This is a genomic window from Flavobacterium sp. ST-158 (genome assembly GCF_058309975.1).
Window position 1 is genome coordinate 13,870 of record NZ_JBZEEN010000004.1, and the last position, 15,107, is coordinate 28,976.

A 15,107-nucleotide genomic window follows, 5' to 3' on the forward strand; every position below is an offset into this window, starting at 1 on the left:
GGAAAGATTTAATAAATATTGCAAAAGAGTAAAAAAAAAGCATTAAGTATGTGAATAAATAATAAATAGTATAAATTTGCGTTAAAATTGAGTATAGAGACAGTATATAATTATTTGAAATGACATTGTAGGTTAATCGTTAATTATTATATTGCAACGCATAAATATTACCTTAGTAAAGAGTATGAAAGTAAATAAAATTACAGTTTTTCGATTGGTGTTGTCAGTGATTGTGACTTTAGGTTTTGCTAGCTGTAGTAAAAAATCAAGTTCAAAAGGGTCATCTAGGGCAACAGGTTGGAATGTAGATAGTAAAAAAGTACAAGCGGCCAAAAAGCAAGAAGCAGGTCCAGGTTTGGTTTTTGTTGAAGGAGGAACGTTTACAATGGGAAAAGTACAGGATGATGTTATGCACGATTGGAATAATAGTCCAACGCAACAACATGTTCAGTCTTTTTATATGGATGAAACAGAGGTTACTAATTTTATGTATTTAGAATATTTAGACTGGGTTAAATTGGTTTTTCCTCCAGATGAATATAAAGATATCTATGATGGAGTTGTGCCTGATACTCTTGTTTGGAGAAATCGCTTAGGTTACAATGAAACGATGACTAATAATTATTTAAGACATCCGGCTTATGCTGAGTATCCTGTAGTTGGTGTCAATTGGATTCAGGCTGTCGATTTTGCCAAATGGAGAACAGACCGTGTTAATGAGGCTGTGCTTGAAAAAAATGGCTATTTGAAAAAGAATGCTAAAACGGATGATGTAAATGCAGAAAATGCTTTTAATACAGAGGCTTATTTAATGTCTCCATCAACAGCTCGTGGTGGAAGTGAAGAAATTGTCTTAAAAAGAGGGAAAGGTAGAGCTGTGAAATCAAAAGATGGATCGGTTGCAGAACAAAAAAATGTGTATGCGCAGCGTTCATCTGGAATTATCATGCCAGAGTACAGATTGCCAACAGAAGCAGAATGGGAGTACGCTGCCGCAGCTGATGTAGGTCAAAGAGAATATAATATTTACAAAGGTCAAAAGAAATATCCTTGGTCTGGTGAGTATACACGTTCAGGAAAAAGACAGACAAAAGGAGATCAATTAGCCAACTTCAAACAAGGAAATGGAGATTACGGTGGAATTGCAGGTTGGTCTGATGATGGAGCTGATATTACTAATGCGGTTAAATCTTATCCTGCTAATGATTTTGGATTGTATGATATGGCTGGTAACGTTGCTGAATGGGTAGCGGATGTTTATAGACCAATTATTGATAATGAAGCAAATGATTTTAACTATTTTAGAGGAAATGTTTATTATAAAAATAAAATTGGTCCTGATGGTAAAATGGAGATCGTTAGTAAAGAAAATATGAAATACGATACCTTAAGTAATGGTAAAGTTATAGCTAGAAATTTCCCAGGTCAAATTGCTCAGGTTCCAGTTGATGAAAAAGAGACTTACTTAAGACAAAATTTTGATAAGAGTAATAATATTAATTACAGAGATGGAGACAAGCAGTCTTCTAAGTATTATGATTTTGGATCTTCTGAATCAGATGATAAAAAAGAAAAAGAGCTCGAAAGAATGTATAATTCTCCTGAACACAATGTAACAACAGACAGTTTGGGTAGAATGGTTCGAAAATACGATAGGTCTAGTAAGAGAACTACCTTAATCAATGATAAGATTAGAGTTTATAAAGGAGGGTCTTGGAGAGATAGAGCTTATTGGTTAGATCCTGCACAAAGAAGGTATTTTCCTCAAGATATGGCAACAGATTATATAGGATTTAGATGCGCCATGTCTAGAGTTGGTCCTAAAGCAAATAAGAAAAAAACACCAAGAAATTAATTTCTAAAACATAATAGATAAAAGCCCTTTGATTAGGGCTTTTATCTTTTTTAATCTTTTTTATATGGATATTAGTCAAATTCATAATTTGTTTTTAAAGTCTTCTGGGATTGTTATTGATACCCGTAAAATTGAAGAAAAGTCTTTTTTTGTTGCTATAAAAGGAGAACGATATGATGCGAATACTTTTGCAGTTGAGGCTTTAGAAAAAGGCGCTTCGTATGTGATTATTGATAACGAAGCTTATTATATTGATGCAAGAACTATTCTGGTGGAAGATAGTTTAGTGGCTTTGCAAGAATTAGCAAAATTTCATAGAAATTATTTAAAGTTACCTATTGTGGCTCTAACAGGTAGTAATGGTAAAACAACTACTAAGGAGTTAATTAATGTGGTTTTAGCTAAAAAATTCAAAACTAAAGCTACTGTGGGGAATTTAAATAATCACATTGGTGTTCCGCTGACTTTGTTGTCTTTTGACAAAGATACCGAAATTGGTATTGTTGAAATGGGAGCGAATCATAAAAAAGAAATTGAATTTCTTTGTGCAATTGCTCAGCCGGATTATGGGTATATAACCAATTTTGGAAAAGCACATTTGGAAGGTTTTGGAGGTGTAGAAGGTGTTATTGAAGGGAAAAGTGAAATGTATCAATATCTTTTACAAAATGGTAAAACAGCTTTTATTAATTTGGAAGATGCTACTCAGGTTGAAAAATCAAAAGTTTTAAAGCATTATTCTTTTGGGATTAATAGAGAAGAAGCTGATGTTGTAATTTCAGAAGTTAAGGCAAATCCTTTTGTGGAAATAGGTTTTGGTTCGCTTTTAATTAAAACACATTTGATAGGTTTGTATAATGCTAATAATGTCAGTGCTGCTTTAACAATAGGTAATTTTTTTGAGGTTGAAGATATTGCCATAAAAGCTGCTTTAGAAAGTTATATTCCTGAAAACAATAGGTCTCAAATGTTGCTTAAAGGGAGTAATGAGATTATTTTAGATGCCTATAATGCCAATCCAAGTAGTATGGCTGTTGCAATTGCAAATTTTTTACAACTTGAAAAATCTAATAAAATAATGATTTTAGGAGATATGTTTGAGTTAGGAGATGAAAGTCATAAAGAGCATGTGGCTTTGGTGAATTCGCTGGAGGATAAAGATGATGTGAAATGTTATTTCGTTGGAAAAGCTTTTTATGAGTGTCAAAGTAAAAAAGATAATTTTTATTTCTATGAAAGTTTTGATTCTTTTTCCGAAGTTTTGAAAAAAGTAAATTTCGAGAATAATACAATATTGATAAAAGGTTCCAGAGGTATGGCTCTTGAACGTACTTTGGATTATATGAAATAATTATTTATAAATTCCAATTGAATAGGTTAACTTTAGGTTTGAATTGCTATGTCAAATAGCTTCAAGTCTAAAGTTATTTTTTTTTGATGAACAGAGAAGAAAAGTTAAGGCAACTTCGTGTAAATAACGAATTTGATATTGTAATAATTGGCGGAGGTGCAACCGGTCTTGGCTGTGCTGTTGATGCAGCTAGTCGAGGATTTAGAACCTTACTAATAGAAAAAAATGATTTTGCTAAAGGAACTTCTAGCAGGTCAACTAAATTAGTGCATGGTGGAGTACGCTATTTGGCTCAAGGTAATATTCATTTGGTTCGGGAAGCTTTGTTGGAGCGTGGCCGAATGTTACGAAATGCGCCTCATGTTTGTCATACTTTAGGTTTTGTAGTTCCTGTGTATACGTATTGGGATAAGTTTTACTACGGTTTTGGTTTAAAACTGTATGATTTTTTATCGGCTAAATTTAGTTTGGGTAAAACCCAAATGCTTTCTAAAAAAGAAACCTTGGCATATTTACCAGATTTAGATGTGACGAATTTAAAAGGTGGGGTTTTGTATTTTGACGGTCAATTTGATGATAGCAGATTAGCGATTAATTTGGCGCAAACAGCATCGGATAATGGCGCTTTAATTTTGAATTATTGTGGTGTAACCGATTTTATAAAAAATAAATCTAAGATTGTTGGTGTAAAAATCAAAGACGAATTATCTAGTGATGAATTTGAAATTCAAGCCAAGGTTGTTGTGAATGCTACTGGTGTTTTTGCGGATAGTGTTTTGCAAAAAGCCGAAGGTCATTCTGAGGAAACTATTGCGCCTTCTCAAGGGATACATTTGGTTTTAAACAAATCTTATTTTGATAGTGAAACCGCTATGTTGATTCCTAAAACTTCCGATGGGAGAGTATTGTTTTTTATACCTTGGAATAATAAATTGTTACTTGGAACCACGGATACTCCAGTTAAAGAAGCGCAGTTAGAGCCTAGAGCATTTGAGGAGGAAATACAATTCATTGTCGATCATTTTAACAAATATGCTAAGAAACAAATAGCTTATAAAGATATCAAAAGTGTTTTTGCAGGTTTGCGTCCTTTGGTTAAAGCTGGTTCAGTTAAGAAAACTGCGATTTTGTCTCGGGAACATGTCGTTCAGGTATTTCCTTCCGGTTTGGTAAATATTGGAGGTGGAAAATGGACTACGTACAGAAATATGGCTGAACAAACAATTGATAAGGCAATACAGGTTTCTGGTTTAAAACAGGTTCGTTGTAAAACAAAGCACCTAAAAATTCATGGTTATTCCACTATAAAAGGCAATGCGCATTTAGCTGTTTACGGTTCGGATGCTGTATTTATAGAAGAAATGATGAAAAAAGTAGCTTCTTTAGTTGAAAGAATTCATTCGGAGTATCCTTATACTAAAGCAGAGGTGGTTTGGGCAGTAGAGCAAGAGATGGCTTTAACAGTGGAAGATGTTTTGGCCAGAAGAATTAGGTTGCTTTTTTTGGATGCCAAAGCAGCTATTGAAGCTGCTCCAATTGTTGCTGGAATTATGGCTCCTATGTTGGGAAAAAATTCTGATTGGGAGCTAGAAGAAGTGGAGTCTTTTCAAAAATTAGCTCAAGGTTATCTGGTAAAATAAAGTATAAAAAAAAACTCCTTAATTTTTTAAGGAGTTTTTTGGTGGGCGATACGAACCTGTTTTCGAACCATTTTCTACAAGATTTAAAGAAATTGTCTAAATAATTATTTATTTAACAACTCTATTGCCAATGGAAAATTTATACCCAAATTGAAATTGATAAAACGCCTCATTATTCTTAGAACTCGAATTATTGTATGTAATTAATCGAATAAAAATTGCCGAATTTGCAGAAGATCCTGTTTTGTAGAAAATTTCCGCTTCATTTTTTACCACAGGTAAACGTTTCTCTGGTAATGAAAATGTGCTAATGGTATTGTAATTTTTATAATCAAACCATAAAAACTCAAACTTATAATTAAACCCAAAATGATTAAAACGTCTTACTCCTAAATTTACACCTCCTCCATAACTTAATGCTTTGATATTTTCTATTACAGGATCATCTTCATTTCCCAAATTAACAGGAGACAATTGATATGCAGCCACACCATATAAACTTAATTCAACCGGGTAGTTTTTGTGCTTTAATTTTAGTATATTAGCTTCTACACCCATCGTAAGAAATCTTTTTTGCACTAAGTCTAAAGTAGTCTCGACATTAGTTTGTGTAGCATTAAGTCCAACATATTTGCTATTGTTTTCAAAACGTGAATAATTGACAAATGGAGAAAAATCACTTACAAACTCAATTTGTGATTTGAATCCAAAAACCTGATTTGGAAAAGGAAATGCATAAAACTTGGCCTTTCCTTCAATTTGCACCAAACCATTTTCAGAATCTCCAAAAAGAGCTAAAAAGTCTGAATAGGTTCGTAATTCAACAATCTTATCAATGTCTGTATCTTGCTTAATTTGATATTGAGCCGGATTATTTAAATTTGTAGGATTATTTTTTACATCATTTTGAGGAAGTTCAATTGTTAAATCGGCAGGAATATAATTGTTCTCAATATTGCAATCATAAACTAAAACATCACTTAGCTTAATATACAAATTATTCATGTCTTTTATTTGCACAGATTTATTCGTTCCCATTATGGTTTGCTTATAAAACAATTTATTTCTATTCGCCACATCAGCGAATCTAAAAACACTTATTCCTTTGATATTCTCATAAATATGGGTTTTACCTTCATATTCAACATACACTTTTATGTCGCTAAAAGCGCCGTCTTTAATATTAAGGGTTATTTTTTTAAAATAATAAGTTTTGTCATGGAGCAAACTGTCATTATCATTATAAAAGTAGAGAGTTTGCTTGTCTTTAGGGATGGTAATATCTCCAAAATAAGTTTTAACATTTTGCTGAAGTACATTTTTAATAACCTCATGTTCAGCAGTTCCTTTATTAAAAAGTTCTTTTTCTGAAAAAACAGTATTTTTATCAAAATAAGTATAAATTTTTGCTTCAGTAACTTCATTAGCTTTATCAAGAATTGAATCTTTTTTATATGCATTTATATCCTTTATTAACTTATCTGCATCTTCTTCAGTGAGTTCTTTAGAATATAAAGAGAATTTTTTAAAGGTTTGTGCACTATCTATAATCTTAGTGATTTTGTCATTTGAAAGGATAATTTTTTCTTTTTCAATTTTTAGTTCATCAGCTAATTTATCTAAATCTCCAACAGATATTCTTTCTTTTAAGTTCTTGAATTTAACTATTAATGCATCCAAGTTCATTTTTTCTAAAACAAAATGCTTATTAAAATCAGTTAATGCATCTTTAGAATTTTTCTTAACTTCATTTTGTGAAAACATTAAACTACTAATAAACAACATAAATATTCCAAACTGTACTTTCATAATTTCTTACGTTTAAGTTTATTACTATAATATTTGAATTTTTAATATAAATTTTTCTGTTAATTTTATTAATTTTAATTAGTTCCTATTTTCTTTATAGAGATTGTCATAATATTGTGCTTTCGCAAAATCCACAGACACTCCTCCCAAACCATCTCTGTAAAACTTAGCAAGTTTTTTATATACTTCGGGAGGAAAAATCGAAGCACTTACCGCCTCATCTAATGCTAAAGGGATTTTTGTTAATTTACCAAAAAAATATTTTTGATCATTAGCATAATTAGTACAAATCTTATCAACGTAAGCTTCGGCTTGCTTATAGTATTGAAAAGCTTTTTGGTAATTCGATTCAAGATTATAATTAGGATTTTGCTTTTTAATATATTTAAAATACACGCTTTTTTTGGGCCTCATGTAAATATTACCCAACCTGCAATTTGCCATTGGACAGCCTAAATCAGCAGCTTTATTGAGCCAATAGAGTTCATCACTTATTCTGAGGGATTTTGCTAAACATATCATAGCATCCAAAGAACCCAGATTTGCTGCTTTTTCCAGTAAATCAATATTATTGCTATCGTATGGATTTAGTCTGCTACTTAAAACCATTGCTTCCGTATTGTTGTTCTTTATCGCCCGGTCTAACCAAACTGACATATCCGGCAATAGATGTCTTAAGTTACAAATGTAATCTCCATCTCTTGTAGAAGATAGTGAACCCGTATACATATATTCTACCACCAACATTTTGCTGCATAGAATCATTTGAGCTTCTTCGTTGCCATTTTCAGCCTGGGCAAGTAACGGCAATAAAAAATTTTCTTTGAAAAAGTTTTCTGCTTCCTTTAATCTGTCTGCTTTATTTGCTTGGATAGAAGCTTCTTTCTGTCTTCTTTTTTCAATTTCTTCTTGACTTGGAGTAAACAATTCCACTAATCCATTTGCAATAGTTGTAGCATTTTGTATATTCTGCGCTAATTTGCTATTGCTACCAGTAGTTGAAGAATACGGCAGAGGGTTTGTCATTAAGCCGGTATTGGGATCAATGTTTGAAGTGGTTGTAGTTCTATTGGGTAAAGGATTACTATTTGTATTTGTGCCGGATAACGGATTGGAAGTTTTGGAAGTCGCCGTATTAGAACTTCCATATTGACGAAGATTGCCTAATTTATTCCAAATTGGTGCATCTCGTTTATGAGTGATTATGGTTTGACTAATTGCTGGAATCTTAAACGTCGAAGCATCTAACCCAACTATCGATTTAAAAATAGCAACTGTGTTCTCATAAATAACACGTTCTTCACCTACATAAGAGAAGCTATAGGAATCAAAAGGCAAATTACCATATTCAGTCGTAACATCGAGAAACTGAGGATAAATAACACAATAATTACCAATTATATCACACGAAATATATTTATGTGTGGAATTATCATACCAGCCTTTATTATCAGCAATTTTAACCGACAAAAGTTTAGATTTAAAAACAAGTTTATTTCCAATAATTGATTTGGTGATTTGAACCTGAACATTACAGGAAAAACCATAGTTTGTGGTAGCGTTGTAATATCCGTTTAGGATTTGGGTTGATGTTTGTCCAATTGTTAAAAATGGAAACAAAAAAAGGATTAAGTAAATTTTTCTCATAAAAAAAGTTTAAAATCAGCTATTCAAAGTTAATTTTAAACTTTTTTTAACACAATACCCACTTGTGATGATTTTAGCTATATCAACCCAAAGACACTAGCATATTTATGAAGATCTAAAGTGGAGCTAGTATTTAATTTTTGCTTTATTTTTTTCCGATGTGTTTTGGCGGTATTTACAGAAATAAATAACTCTATAGCTATTTCTTCATTTTTTTTACCTTCGGCAAGATGTTTTAAAACTTCTTTTTCACGTTTACTCAACATTGAAAATTTATTTAAGCTTTCTTTTATGAAAATGTGTTCCTCCATAATCTTATCCAATTTATTGGTAACATTTGCTAATTCAGTCACTGGCTGCGTGATTGTTATGCTTAATGAAGCAGTATTATCCTCTATCAATAAAATTTTTGTAACAGATAAATACCAAACCCAAGGTTCCTTTTCATCTGACCGTACTTGCTGAAAGTATGTCATTTTTTCTTCAGGGTCTTTCTTCTCCATTAATTCCAAATACTTTGGATAATAAGCCATTACATCCTCCAGATTAAAATATTTAAAAAAATAATCCTGTCCAATAGTGTCTAATTCTTCTAAAGTAACTCTCAAAATATCTAACCCTCTTTGCGACATATAGGCTACTTTATTTTTTGCAACATTATTGATAATAATAACACCTGGTATAAAATCTGAAACTCGTTGTATATCTTCGATAATGCTTTTTTGATTGTCAGTCATATATTGTAAAAATTTTAACTAAAATAAGAAAAAAGTAAAATGCTTTAAAGATATTATTTATTAATTATCCTTACAATCCTTACAAAGTTCGAACCAACAAAGATAACGGGAATAGTACTTCACGTTAATCATTAAAAAAATCAGTAAAATTTTCGAACAATAAAAAAACCTCTAAAATCAATGACTTTAGAGGTTTGTTAAATTTTGTGGGCGATGAGGGGTTCGAACCCCCGACCCCCTCGGTGTAAACGAGGTGCTCTGAACCAGCTGAGCTAATCGCCCTATTTTATTAGGTTGCTATCATTTCCTGATTGCGAGTGCAAATATATACTGTTTTTAGAGTTCTGCAAAATTTATTTCTAATTATTTTTAATGTTTTTTGAAATTGTTTTTTATATCGTTGGAATTTAATGGATTGTATTTGAAATAAAAATCAACCTTAAAGAAATTTGAGCCATTTTGAAATCTCTTTAAGGTTGATTGTTTGTTATTTGCCTAGTGAAGGCACGTTCATGTAAATGTAATCTTCATGTATTCCTGTAAATGATTTTTTTAATTCGTCAAAAAAATGTTTTCGATTTTCTTCATTTGGCCAAGCGACTTTAATTAATTCGTCTTCTTTGTCATGCGATTTTTCTAAATCGGCTAAAGAATTAAAGAAAAAAGCCTCCACAAAATCCCTGCTGTCCGAGCCCCAAAGATGACGTTGCGGGTAATAGGCTTTTAGGTAAGGGTTTTTAAATGTTATTTTCTCATTGAACTCTTTCAGGCCGTCACTTAATTTTCGTGATGCCATTTGTGATTTTCTGACATAAACCACCATCGGTTCTTTTGACGGATTTTCTAACATTTTCGGTTCGAGAACAGAAACATAAATTTCGTCCGAATGCATTGGGGTGTAAAAGCTTCGGTACTTTTCAAAAAAAGCTTTTCTGTCTTTTTCATCAGGCCAGCCTTGTTTGATTAAATCTTCAGTTGTTTGTTCTGATTTTTCAATGTCTTCCCAAGTATTGTAAGCTGAAACGTGTAAGATATCCGAGCTGTTTTCAGTAAAATAATGAGTGAGTACATCTGACCCAATAATCAGATCGTTTTTACTGGTTACTTTGTCGAAAAATTCCTGCTCTACTTTTATCCATTCTTTTCTGTCTGCATCTAAATTACGATGCATCGTTGTTAGAGTGATGTAAATAGTTTGTGGTTCTTCTTGAGCTTGAGTATTGAAGCTCGTTAGGAGGGTTAAAATGATTAACGATCCAAATACTAAAATTCTGATTTTTTTCATAATAAATTTTGTATTTAAAAGTTAGTTTATATAGTATAAATTTAACACTTTAAAAATCAGAATTTTATGTTTGTTTTTGTTTTTTTTTGAATAAAAACAAAATTTGAAATCAATGAAGTATTTCTGCTACTACAAAAGTACTACCACCAATGTAGATAAAGTCATTTGGCGCTGCTGATTCTTGAGCTGATTTGTACGCTTCAGAAACCGAGTTGAATGTTTGTCCGGTTAGTCTGAATTCATGTGCTTTTGTAGCTAAAACAGATGCTTCTAGTCCGCGCGGAATATCAGGCTTACAGAAATAATAAATTGCATCTTTAGGAAATAAAGGAAGCACTTCGTCTAAATCTTTATCGTTTACAACACCTAAAACAATGTGTAATTTTTCAAATTTCTCTTTTTGAATTTGATTCAGTACAATCTCAAGTCCGTTTTTATTATGTGCGGTATCGCAAATTACTTTTGGGTTTTCATTGAGCTGTTGCCATCTTCCCAGAAGTCCTGTGTTCTTGACTACGTTTAATAAACCTGATTCGATATTGTCTTGATTAATGCTAAAATCAGTTTGCTCATTCAGAACTTTAATAGTTTGAAGTACTGTTTTTTTATTGTGAATTTGATAATCACCAATTAAATCTGATGGATAATTATTCGAAATTAAATCGGAAGCAAAATAGATTTCAGCATTATTTTCTTTGGCTTTTGCCAAAAAAACATTTTTTGTTTCGGCTGTATATTCTCCAATAATAACCGGGATTTCTTTTTTGATAATTCCAGCTTTTTCAGCGGCTATTAATTCTATAGTGTTTCCTAAAAATTGAGTGTGATCTAAGCCGATATTAGTGATTACTGAAGCTAGGGGAGTGATGATATTGGTAGCGTCCAGTCTTCCGCCCATACCAACTTCAATAACGGCAATGTCAACTTTTTCTTTGGCAAAATAAGCAAAAGCTAATCCAACGCTCATTTCGAAAAAACTGATGTCATTGGCTTCAAAAAAAGTTTTGTTGGAATTAATGAAATCACAAACAAAAACCTCGCTAATTTCAGTTCCGTTTATTTTAATGCGTTCTCTAAAATCTTTCAAATGCGGAGAAGTATAAAGACCTACTTTGTAGCCTGCTTCTTGAAGTATTGAAGCTAGCATGTGAGAAGTAGAACCTTTTCCATTGGTCCCCGCAACGTGTATGAATTTTAAATTTTGATGGGGATTACTAAGGTGATTTATTAGTAAATGGGTGTTTGTTAAATCTTTTTTGTATGCAGAAGCTCCCTGTAATTGGTACATTGGAAGTTGGTTAAACATCCAGGCTGTAGTTTCTTGATAATTCATTTTTTAGTGTAAAATTGTTCCAATATTATTCACCCAATTTGAAATTCACTGTGATGAAACCTATTTGAGTTTCCGGAGCATTAGCATCTGGCTGCCATTTGTATTTTCTGGCTGTAGCCAATGCCGGTTCTATTAAACAAGGATTAGTATTAGTAGTTCCTTTAGTGTATTTAGCAGCAATTACATTACCATTACGGTTTACGGTAATTTGAACTACTACGGTACCAAATTCGTTACACTGTTGAACTACTTTCCCTCGGCTGCTAATTTTTCTTCCATTTAATCCCCAACCGCTTCCTGTTCCGCTTCCGCTTCCTGAACCATAGTAAGTGTTTGCATAAGGGTTGCCATTTAAACTGCCTTTGTCTCCGGCTTTATCATCGTTTCCTTCACCGCCTTTAGCTGTTCCGTCTGATTTTGGGCCATTTATTAAGTTTGATAAAGCATCCGTAGTGCTTTTGGAAGGTTTTGGACTTTCTTTGGGTTTTTCTTTTACCTCTTCTTTAGCGATTTGTTTGGTCGGCTGAACTTTTTTAGCCTGTTTCATTACAACCGCTTCTTCAATATCCTGCGATAATACATCGTCATTGCTGGCTGTGGCTTGTTTGGCCGCAGTAGCTTCTGGTGCTGATTGGATGGCTTCTGTTGGTTGTATGTTTCCGCTGCCAAATTCGGTTGTACCAAAGTTAATGGCTATTCCGTTTTCTGGTGGAGGATCTAAAGAAGTAAGCCCGAGATATAAAAACAAAACAAATAGTATCACAAAAATGATAGTTGTGATAGCAAATGATTTTTTTTCTTCTTCTGTTTCTAAATATTTCATGTAGAATAAATCTGTTTTTTCTTGAAAGCCAGGTTGAATTATTTAGGTCTTACGGCTAAAACAACTTTAATTTGATTTCTGTTTGCAATGTCTAAAACGTTAACTGCTTTTTCTATTGGAACACCTTCTTCAGCTCTTAGAATAATGGCTTTGTTTTGGTCAGCAGCAACTATTGCTAATAATTTTGCCTCCAATTCGTTTTCCGGAACAGCTTCTTTGTCAATAAAAAACTCTAATTTTTTATTAATACTTACCGCAATATTTTTGTTACTGTCCGTTTTTCCTTTTGCTTTTGGCAACACTAAATCAAGTGCATTTGTGGTTACCATTGTCGAAGTCAGCATGAAAAAGATCAATAACAGAAAGACTATATCTGTCATGGATGACATGTTGAATTCGGCGCTAACTTTATTTCTTCCTCTTAAATTCATAATTATGCAGGGTCATTTAATAAGTCTAAAAAGTCAACCGCATTGGCTTCCATTTGGTGTACAATTTTATCGGTTTTTACTACTAGGTGGTTGTAACCTACATAAGCAATAATTCCTATTACAAGTCCAACAACAGTAGTGGTCATTGCTGTATAAATTCCTTCAGAAAGTGCGCCAACTTCAATCTGACCACCGGCAGTAGCCATTTTGTGGAAAGCCTGAATCATTCCGACAACTGTTCCTAAGAAACCTGTCATAGGTCCGGCACCTGAAATAGTAGCCAGTAAACTTACATTTTTTTCCAGCTTGTTTATTTCCAGTTTCCCGGCGTTCTCAATAGCAGTATTGATGTCATTTAAAGGTTTGCCAATTCGGGAAATTCCTTTTTCAATTAATCGTGCTACAGGAGATTTAGAATGAGCGCAAGCCATTTTAGCATTGTCAATACGTCCGTTTTTAATGTTATCTTTAACAAGGCTCATGAAATTGGTGTCGATTTTTGAGGCTGCATTGATGGCCATCAGACGTTCAAAATAAAGATATAAGGCAACAAAAAGCATTAGGAATAATGCTGCCATTATTATTTGACCTGCTAATCCTCCGCTGGTTAGGAGTTCGATGATCGATATGGTTTTTTCAACTGGAACCGCTTCGGCTAAATTTTCACCTGCAACAGATAAGGTATCTGCTTGTAACAATATACTCATATAATTTTTCTTTGTTATTGAAACGCTAAGATATTATAAAAATTGCGATTCTATTAGATAAAATTCGAAACAAATAGTAGTATGTTTTTGTTTTTTAAGGACAAATGTATTCTGAACAATAGTCTTTTTTTATACTTGGTAAATAAGAAACAATTAAAATATTAAAAGTTTAAATTGTATTTTTAAAATAAAAGTAAGTAAATTTAGAAAACACAAAATCAATAGATAAAAGATTAGGTGTAGAATATTAAAATATTTTTTTTGACCCAAAATAGATTTTCAATTTTCATTGAAAAATTTATTTATAAAACCCCTTGTTATGGATTTCAATTTGACCGAAGAACAAAAAATGATTCAGCAAGCTGCTAGAGATTTTGCACAAAACGAATTATTGCCAGGAGTGATAGAAAGAGATGAGTTTTCTAAATTTCCAACTGAACAAGTGAGAAAAATGGCCGAATTGGGTTTTCTGGGAATGATGGTCGATCCTAAATATGGTGGTTCGGGCATGGACAATGTGTCTTATGTTTTAGTGCTTAGTGAAATTGCAAAAGTGGATGCTTCGGCTGCGGTGATTATGTCGGTAAACAATTCACTAGTTTGTGCGGGTTTGGAAAAATATTGCAACGAGGAACAAAAACAAAAATATTTAGTTCCGCTGGCCAAAGGTGATATTATTGGTGCTTTTTGCCTCTCGGAGCCTAATGCAGGTTCTGATGCTACTTCGCAAAAAACAACCGCCATTGATAAAGGAGATTATTATTTGTTAAACGGAACAAAAAACTGGATTACTAATGGTTCAACCGCTTCTACTTATATTGTTATGGCGCAAACGCATCCTGAAAAAGGACATAAAGGAATCAATGCATTTCTGGTAGAAAAAGACAGGGAAGGTTTTACCATTGGTCCTAAAGAAAAAAAAATGGGGATTCGAGGTTCAGATACGCATTCTTTACATTTTAATGATGTGAAAATTCCCAAAGAAAATAGAATAGGAGAGGATGGTTTTGGCTTTCATTTTGCGATGGCAGTGTTAAACGGTGGTCGGATTGGTATTGCTTCTCAGGCGTTAGGAATTGCTAAAGGCGCTTATGAATTGGCGTTGAAATATAGCCATGTACGTCAGTCTTTTGGGAAAGAAATTTTTCAACATCAGGCTGTCGCATTTAAGTTGGCGGATATGGCTACGCAAATTATGGCTGCCAAAATGCTTTGTTTGAAAGCTGCTTCCGAAAAAGATGAAGGAAAGGATATTACCCAATCCGGAGCTATGGCTAAGTTATTTGCTTCTCAAACCGCTATGAATGTTACTATTGAAGCGGTACAAATTCATGGTGGAAATGGGTATGTGGCTGAATATCATGTAGAACGTATGATGCGGGATGCTAAGATTACCCAAATTTATGAAGGAACATCAGAAATTCAGCGAATTGTCATCTCGCGGACATTAACTTCTTAAAATATCAATTACTTTTATCCCAAAGTTGTC

12 protein-coding genes and 1 tRNA gene are annotated in these 15,107 nt (G+C 32.9%); 4 read left to right on the forward strand and 9 right to left on the reverse strand.

From position 1 onward, the window contains the following. Positions 1-184 precede the first annotated feature (184 nt). The 3 genes from gldJ (at position 185) to AC4FRF_RS07450 (ending at position 4,846) form a co-directional block, all read left to right on the forward strand. On the forward strand, positions 185-1,855 hold the full coding sequence (gldJ, locus tag AC4FRF_RS07440) for a gliding motility lipoprotein GldJ (RefSeq protein ID WP_491158864.1): 1,671 nt from the start codon (positions 185-187) through the stop codon (positions 1,853-1,855). A gap of 64 nt (positions 1,856-1,919) precedes the next feature. Then, positions 1,920-3,206, forward strand: a complete 1,287-nt coding sequence (locus AC4FRF_RS07445) for a UDP-N-acetylmuramoyl-tripeptide--D-alanyl-D-alanine ligase (protein WP_491158865.1) — start codon at positions 1,920-1,922, stop codon at positions 3,204-3,206. Between the two features lie 86 nt (positions 3,207-3,292). After that, on the forward strand, positions 3,293-4,846 hold the full coding sequence (locus AC4FRF_RS07450) for a glycerol-3-phosphate dehydrogenase/oxidase (RefSeq protein ID WP_491158866.1): 1,554 nt from the start codon (positions 3,293-3,295) through the stop codon (positions 4,844-4,846). A 108-nt stretch (positions 4,847-4,954) separates the two neighbouring features. On the opposite strand, the gene AC4FRF_RS07455 is transcribed toward AC4FRF_RS07450, so the two are convergent. From AC4FRF_RS07455 to AC4FRF_RS07495, 9 genes are all read right to left on the reverse strand, one after another. Then, positions 4,955-6,655: a hypothetical protein gene (locus AC4FRF_RS07455; protein ID WP_491158867.1), complete on the reverse strand. Its 1,701-nt coding sequence runs from the start codon at positions 6,653-6,655 to the stop codon at positions 4,955-4,957. 78 nt (positions 6,656-6,733) lie between these two features. Next, on the reverse strand, positions 6,734-8,302 hold the full coding sequence (locus AC4FRF_RS07460; RefSeq protein ID WP_491158868.1) for an SEL1-like repeat protein: 1,569 nt from the start codon (positions 8,300-8,302) through the stop codon (positions 6,734-6,736). Between the two features lie 77 nt (positions 8,303-8,379). Then, entirely contained in the window at positions 8,380-9,039 is a 660-nt protein-coding gene (locus AC4FRF_RS07465; protein WP_491158869.1) for a response regulator transcription factor, read from the reverse strand. A gap of 207 nt (positions 9,040-9,246) precedes the next feature. Then, positions 9,247-9,321 (reverse strand) — tRNA-Val (locus tag AC4FRF_RS07470). A 205-nt stretch (positions 9,322-9,526) separates the two neighbouring features. Then, positions 9,527-10,324: a hypothetical protein gene (locus tag AC4FRF_RS07475; protein ID WP_491158870.1), complete on the reverse strand. Its 798-nt coding sequence runs from the start codon at positions 10,322-10,324 to the stop codon at positions 9,527-9,529. A 109-nt stretch (positions 10,325-10,433) separates the two neighbouring features. Further along, positions 10,434-11,657 carry a bifunctional folylpolyglutamate synthase/dihydrofolate synthase gene (locus AC4FRF_RS07480; RefSeq protein ID WP_491158871.1) on the reverse strand — a complete coding sequence of 408 codons (1,224 nt, stop codon included), beginning with the start codon at positions 11,655-11,657 and terminating at the stop codon, positions 10,434-10,436. 25 nt (positions 11,658-11,682) lie between these two features. Next, positions 11,683-12,480 (reverse strand): energy transducer TonB family protein, encoded by a 798-nt coding sequence (locus tag AC4FRF_RS07485; protein WP_491158872.1) that lies wholly within the window; start codon positions 12,478-12,480, stop codon positions 11,683-11,685. 38 nt (positions 12,481-12,518) lie between these two features. Beyond that, the gene (locus tag AC4FRF_RS07490) at positions 12,519-12,911 is read right to left on the reverse strand and encodes an ExbD/TolR family protein (protein WP_408082308.1); all 393 of its coding nucleotides are present in this window, start codon (positions 12,909-12,911) and stop codon (positions 12,519-12,521) included. Between the two features lie 2 nt (positions 12,912-12,913). Then, positions 12,914-13,618, reverse strand: coding sequence for a MotA/TolQ/ExbB proton channel family protein (locus tag AC4FRF_RS07495; protein ID WP_408082309.1), 705 nt, complete (start codon positions 13,616-13,618; stop codon positions 12,914-12,916). Between the two features lie 319 nt (positions 13,619-13,937). On the opposite strand from AC4FRF_RS07495, the gene AC4FRF_RS07500 reads away from it, so the two are divergent. Continuing rightward, the gene (locus tag AC4FRF_RS07500) at positions 13,938-15,077 is read left to right on the forward strand and encodes an acyl-CoA dehydrogenase (protein WP_491158873.1); all 1,140 of its coding nucleotides are present in this window, start codon (positions 13,938-13,940) and stop codon (positions 15,075-15,077) included. Positions 15,078-15,107: the final 30 nt, after the last annotated feature.

What these genes read in the sequence shown, in the direction of transcription:
- AC4FRF_RS07455 (WP_491158867.1), bottom strand. Translation starts at nt 6,655, where the DNA reads ATGAAAGTACAGTTTGGAATATTTATGTTGTTTATTAGTAGTTTAATG.
- AC4FRF_RS07480 (WP_491158871.1), bottom strand. Translation starts at nt 11,657, where the DNA reads ATGAATTATCAAGAAACTACAGCCTGGATGTTTAACCAACTTCCAATG.
- AC4FRF_RS07450 (WP_491158866.1), top strand. Translation starts at nt 3,293, where the DNA reads ATGAACAGAGAAGAAAAGTTAAGGCAACTTCGTGTAAATAACGAATTT.
- AC4FRF_RS07490 (WP_408082308.1), bottom strand. Translation starts at nt 12,911, where the DNA reads ATGAATTTAAGAGGAAGAAATAAAGTTAGCGCCGAATTCAACATGTCA.
- AC4FRF_RS07485 (WP_491158872.1), bottom strand. Translation starts at nt 12,480, where the DNA reads ATGAAATATTTAGAAACAGAAGAAGAAAAAAAATCATTTGCTATCACA.
- AC4FRF_RS07445 (WP_491158865.1), top strand. Translation starts at nt 1,920, where the DNA reads ATGGATATTAGTCAAATTCATAATTTGTTTTTAAAGTCTTCTGGGATT.
- AC4FRF_RS07460 (WP_491158868.1), bottom strand. Translation starts at nt 8,302, where the DNA reads ATGAGAAAAATTTACTTAATCCTTTTTTTGTTTCCATTTTTAACAATT.
- AC4FRF_RS07465 (WP_491158869.1), bottom strand. Translation starts at nt 9,039, where the DNA reads ATGACTGACAATCAAAAAAGCATTATCGAAGATATACAACGAGTTTCA.
- gldJ (WP_491158864.1), top strand. Translation starts at nt 185, where the DNA reads ATGAAAGTAAATAAAATTACAGTTTTTCGATTGGTGTTGTCAGTGATT.
- AC4FRF_RS07500 (WP_491158873.1), top strand. Translation starts at nt 13,938, where the DNA reads ATGGATTTCAATTTGACCGAAGAACAAAAAATGATTCAGCAAGCTGCT.
- AC4FRF_RS07495 (WP_408082309.1), bottom strand. Translation starts at nt 13,618, where the DNA reads ATGAGTATATTGTTACAAGCAGATACCTTATCTGTTGCAGGTGAAAAT.
- AC4FRF_RS07475 (WP_491158870.1), bottom strand. Translation starts at nt 10,324, where the DNA reads ATGAAAAAAATCAGAATTTTAGTATTTGGATCGTTAATCATTTTAACC.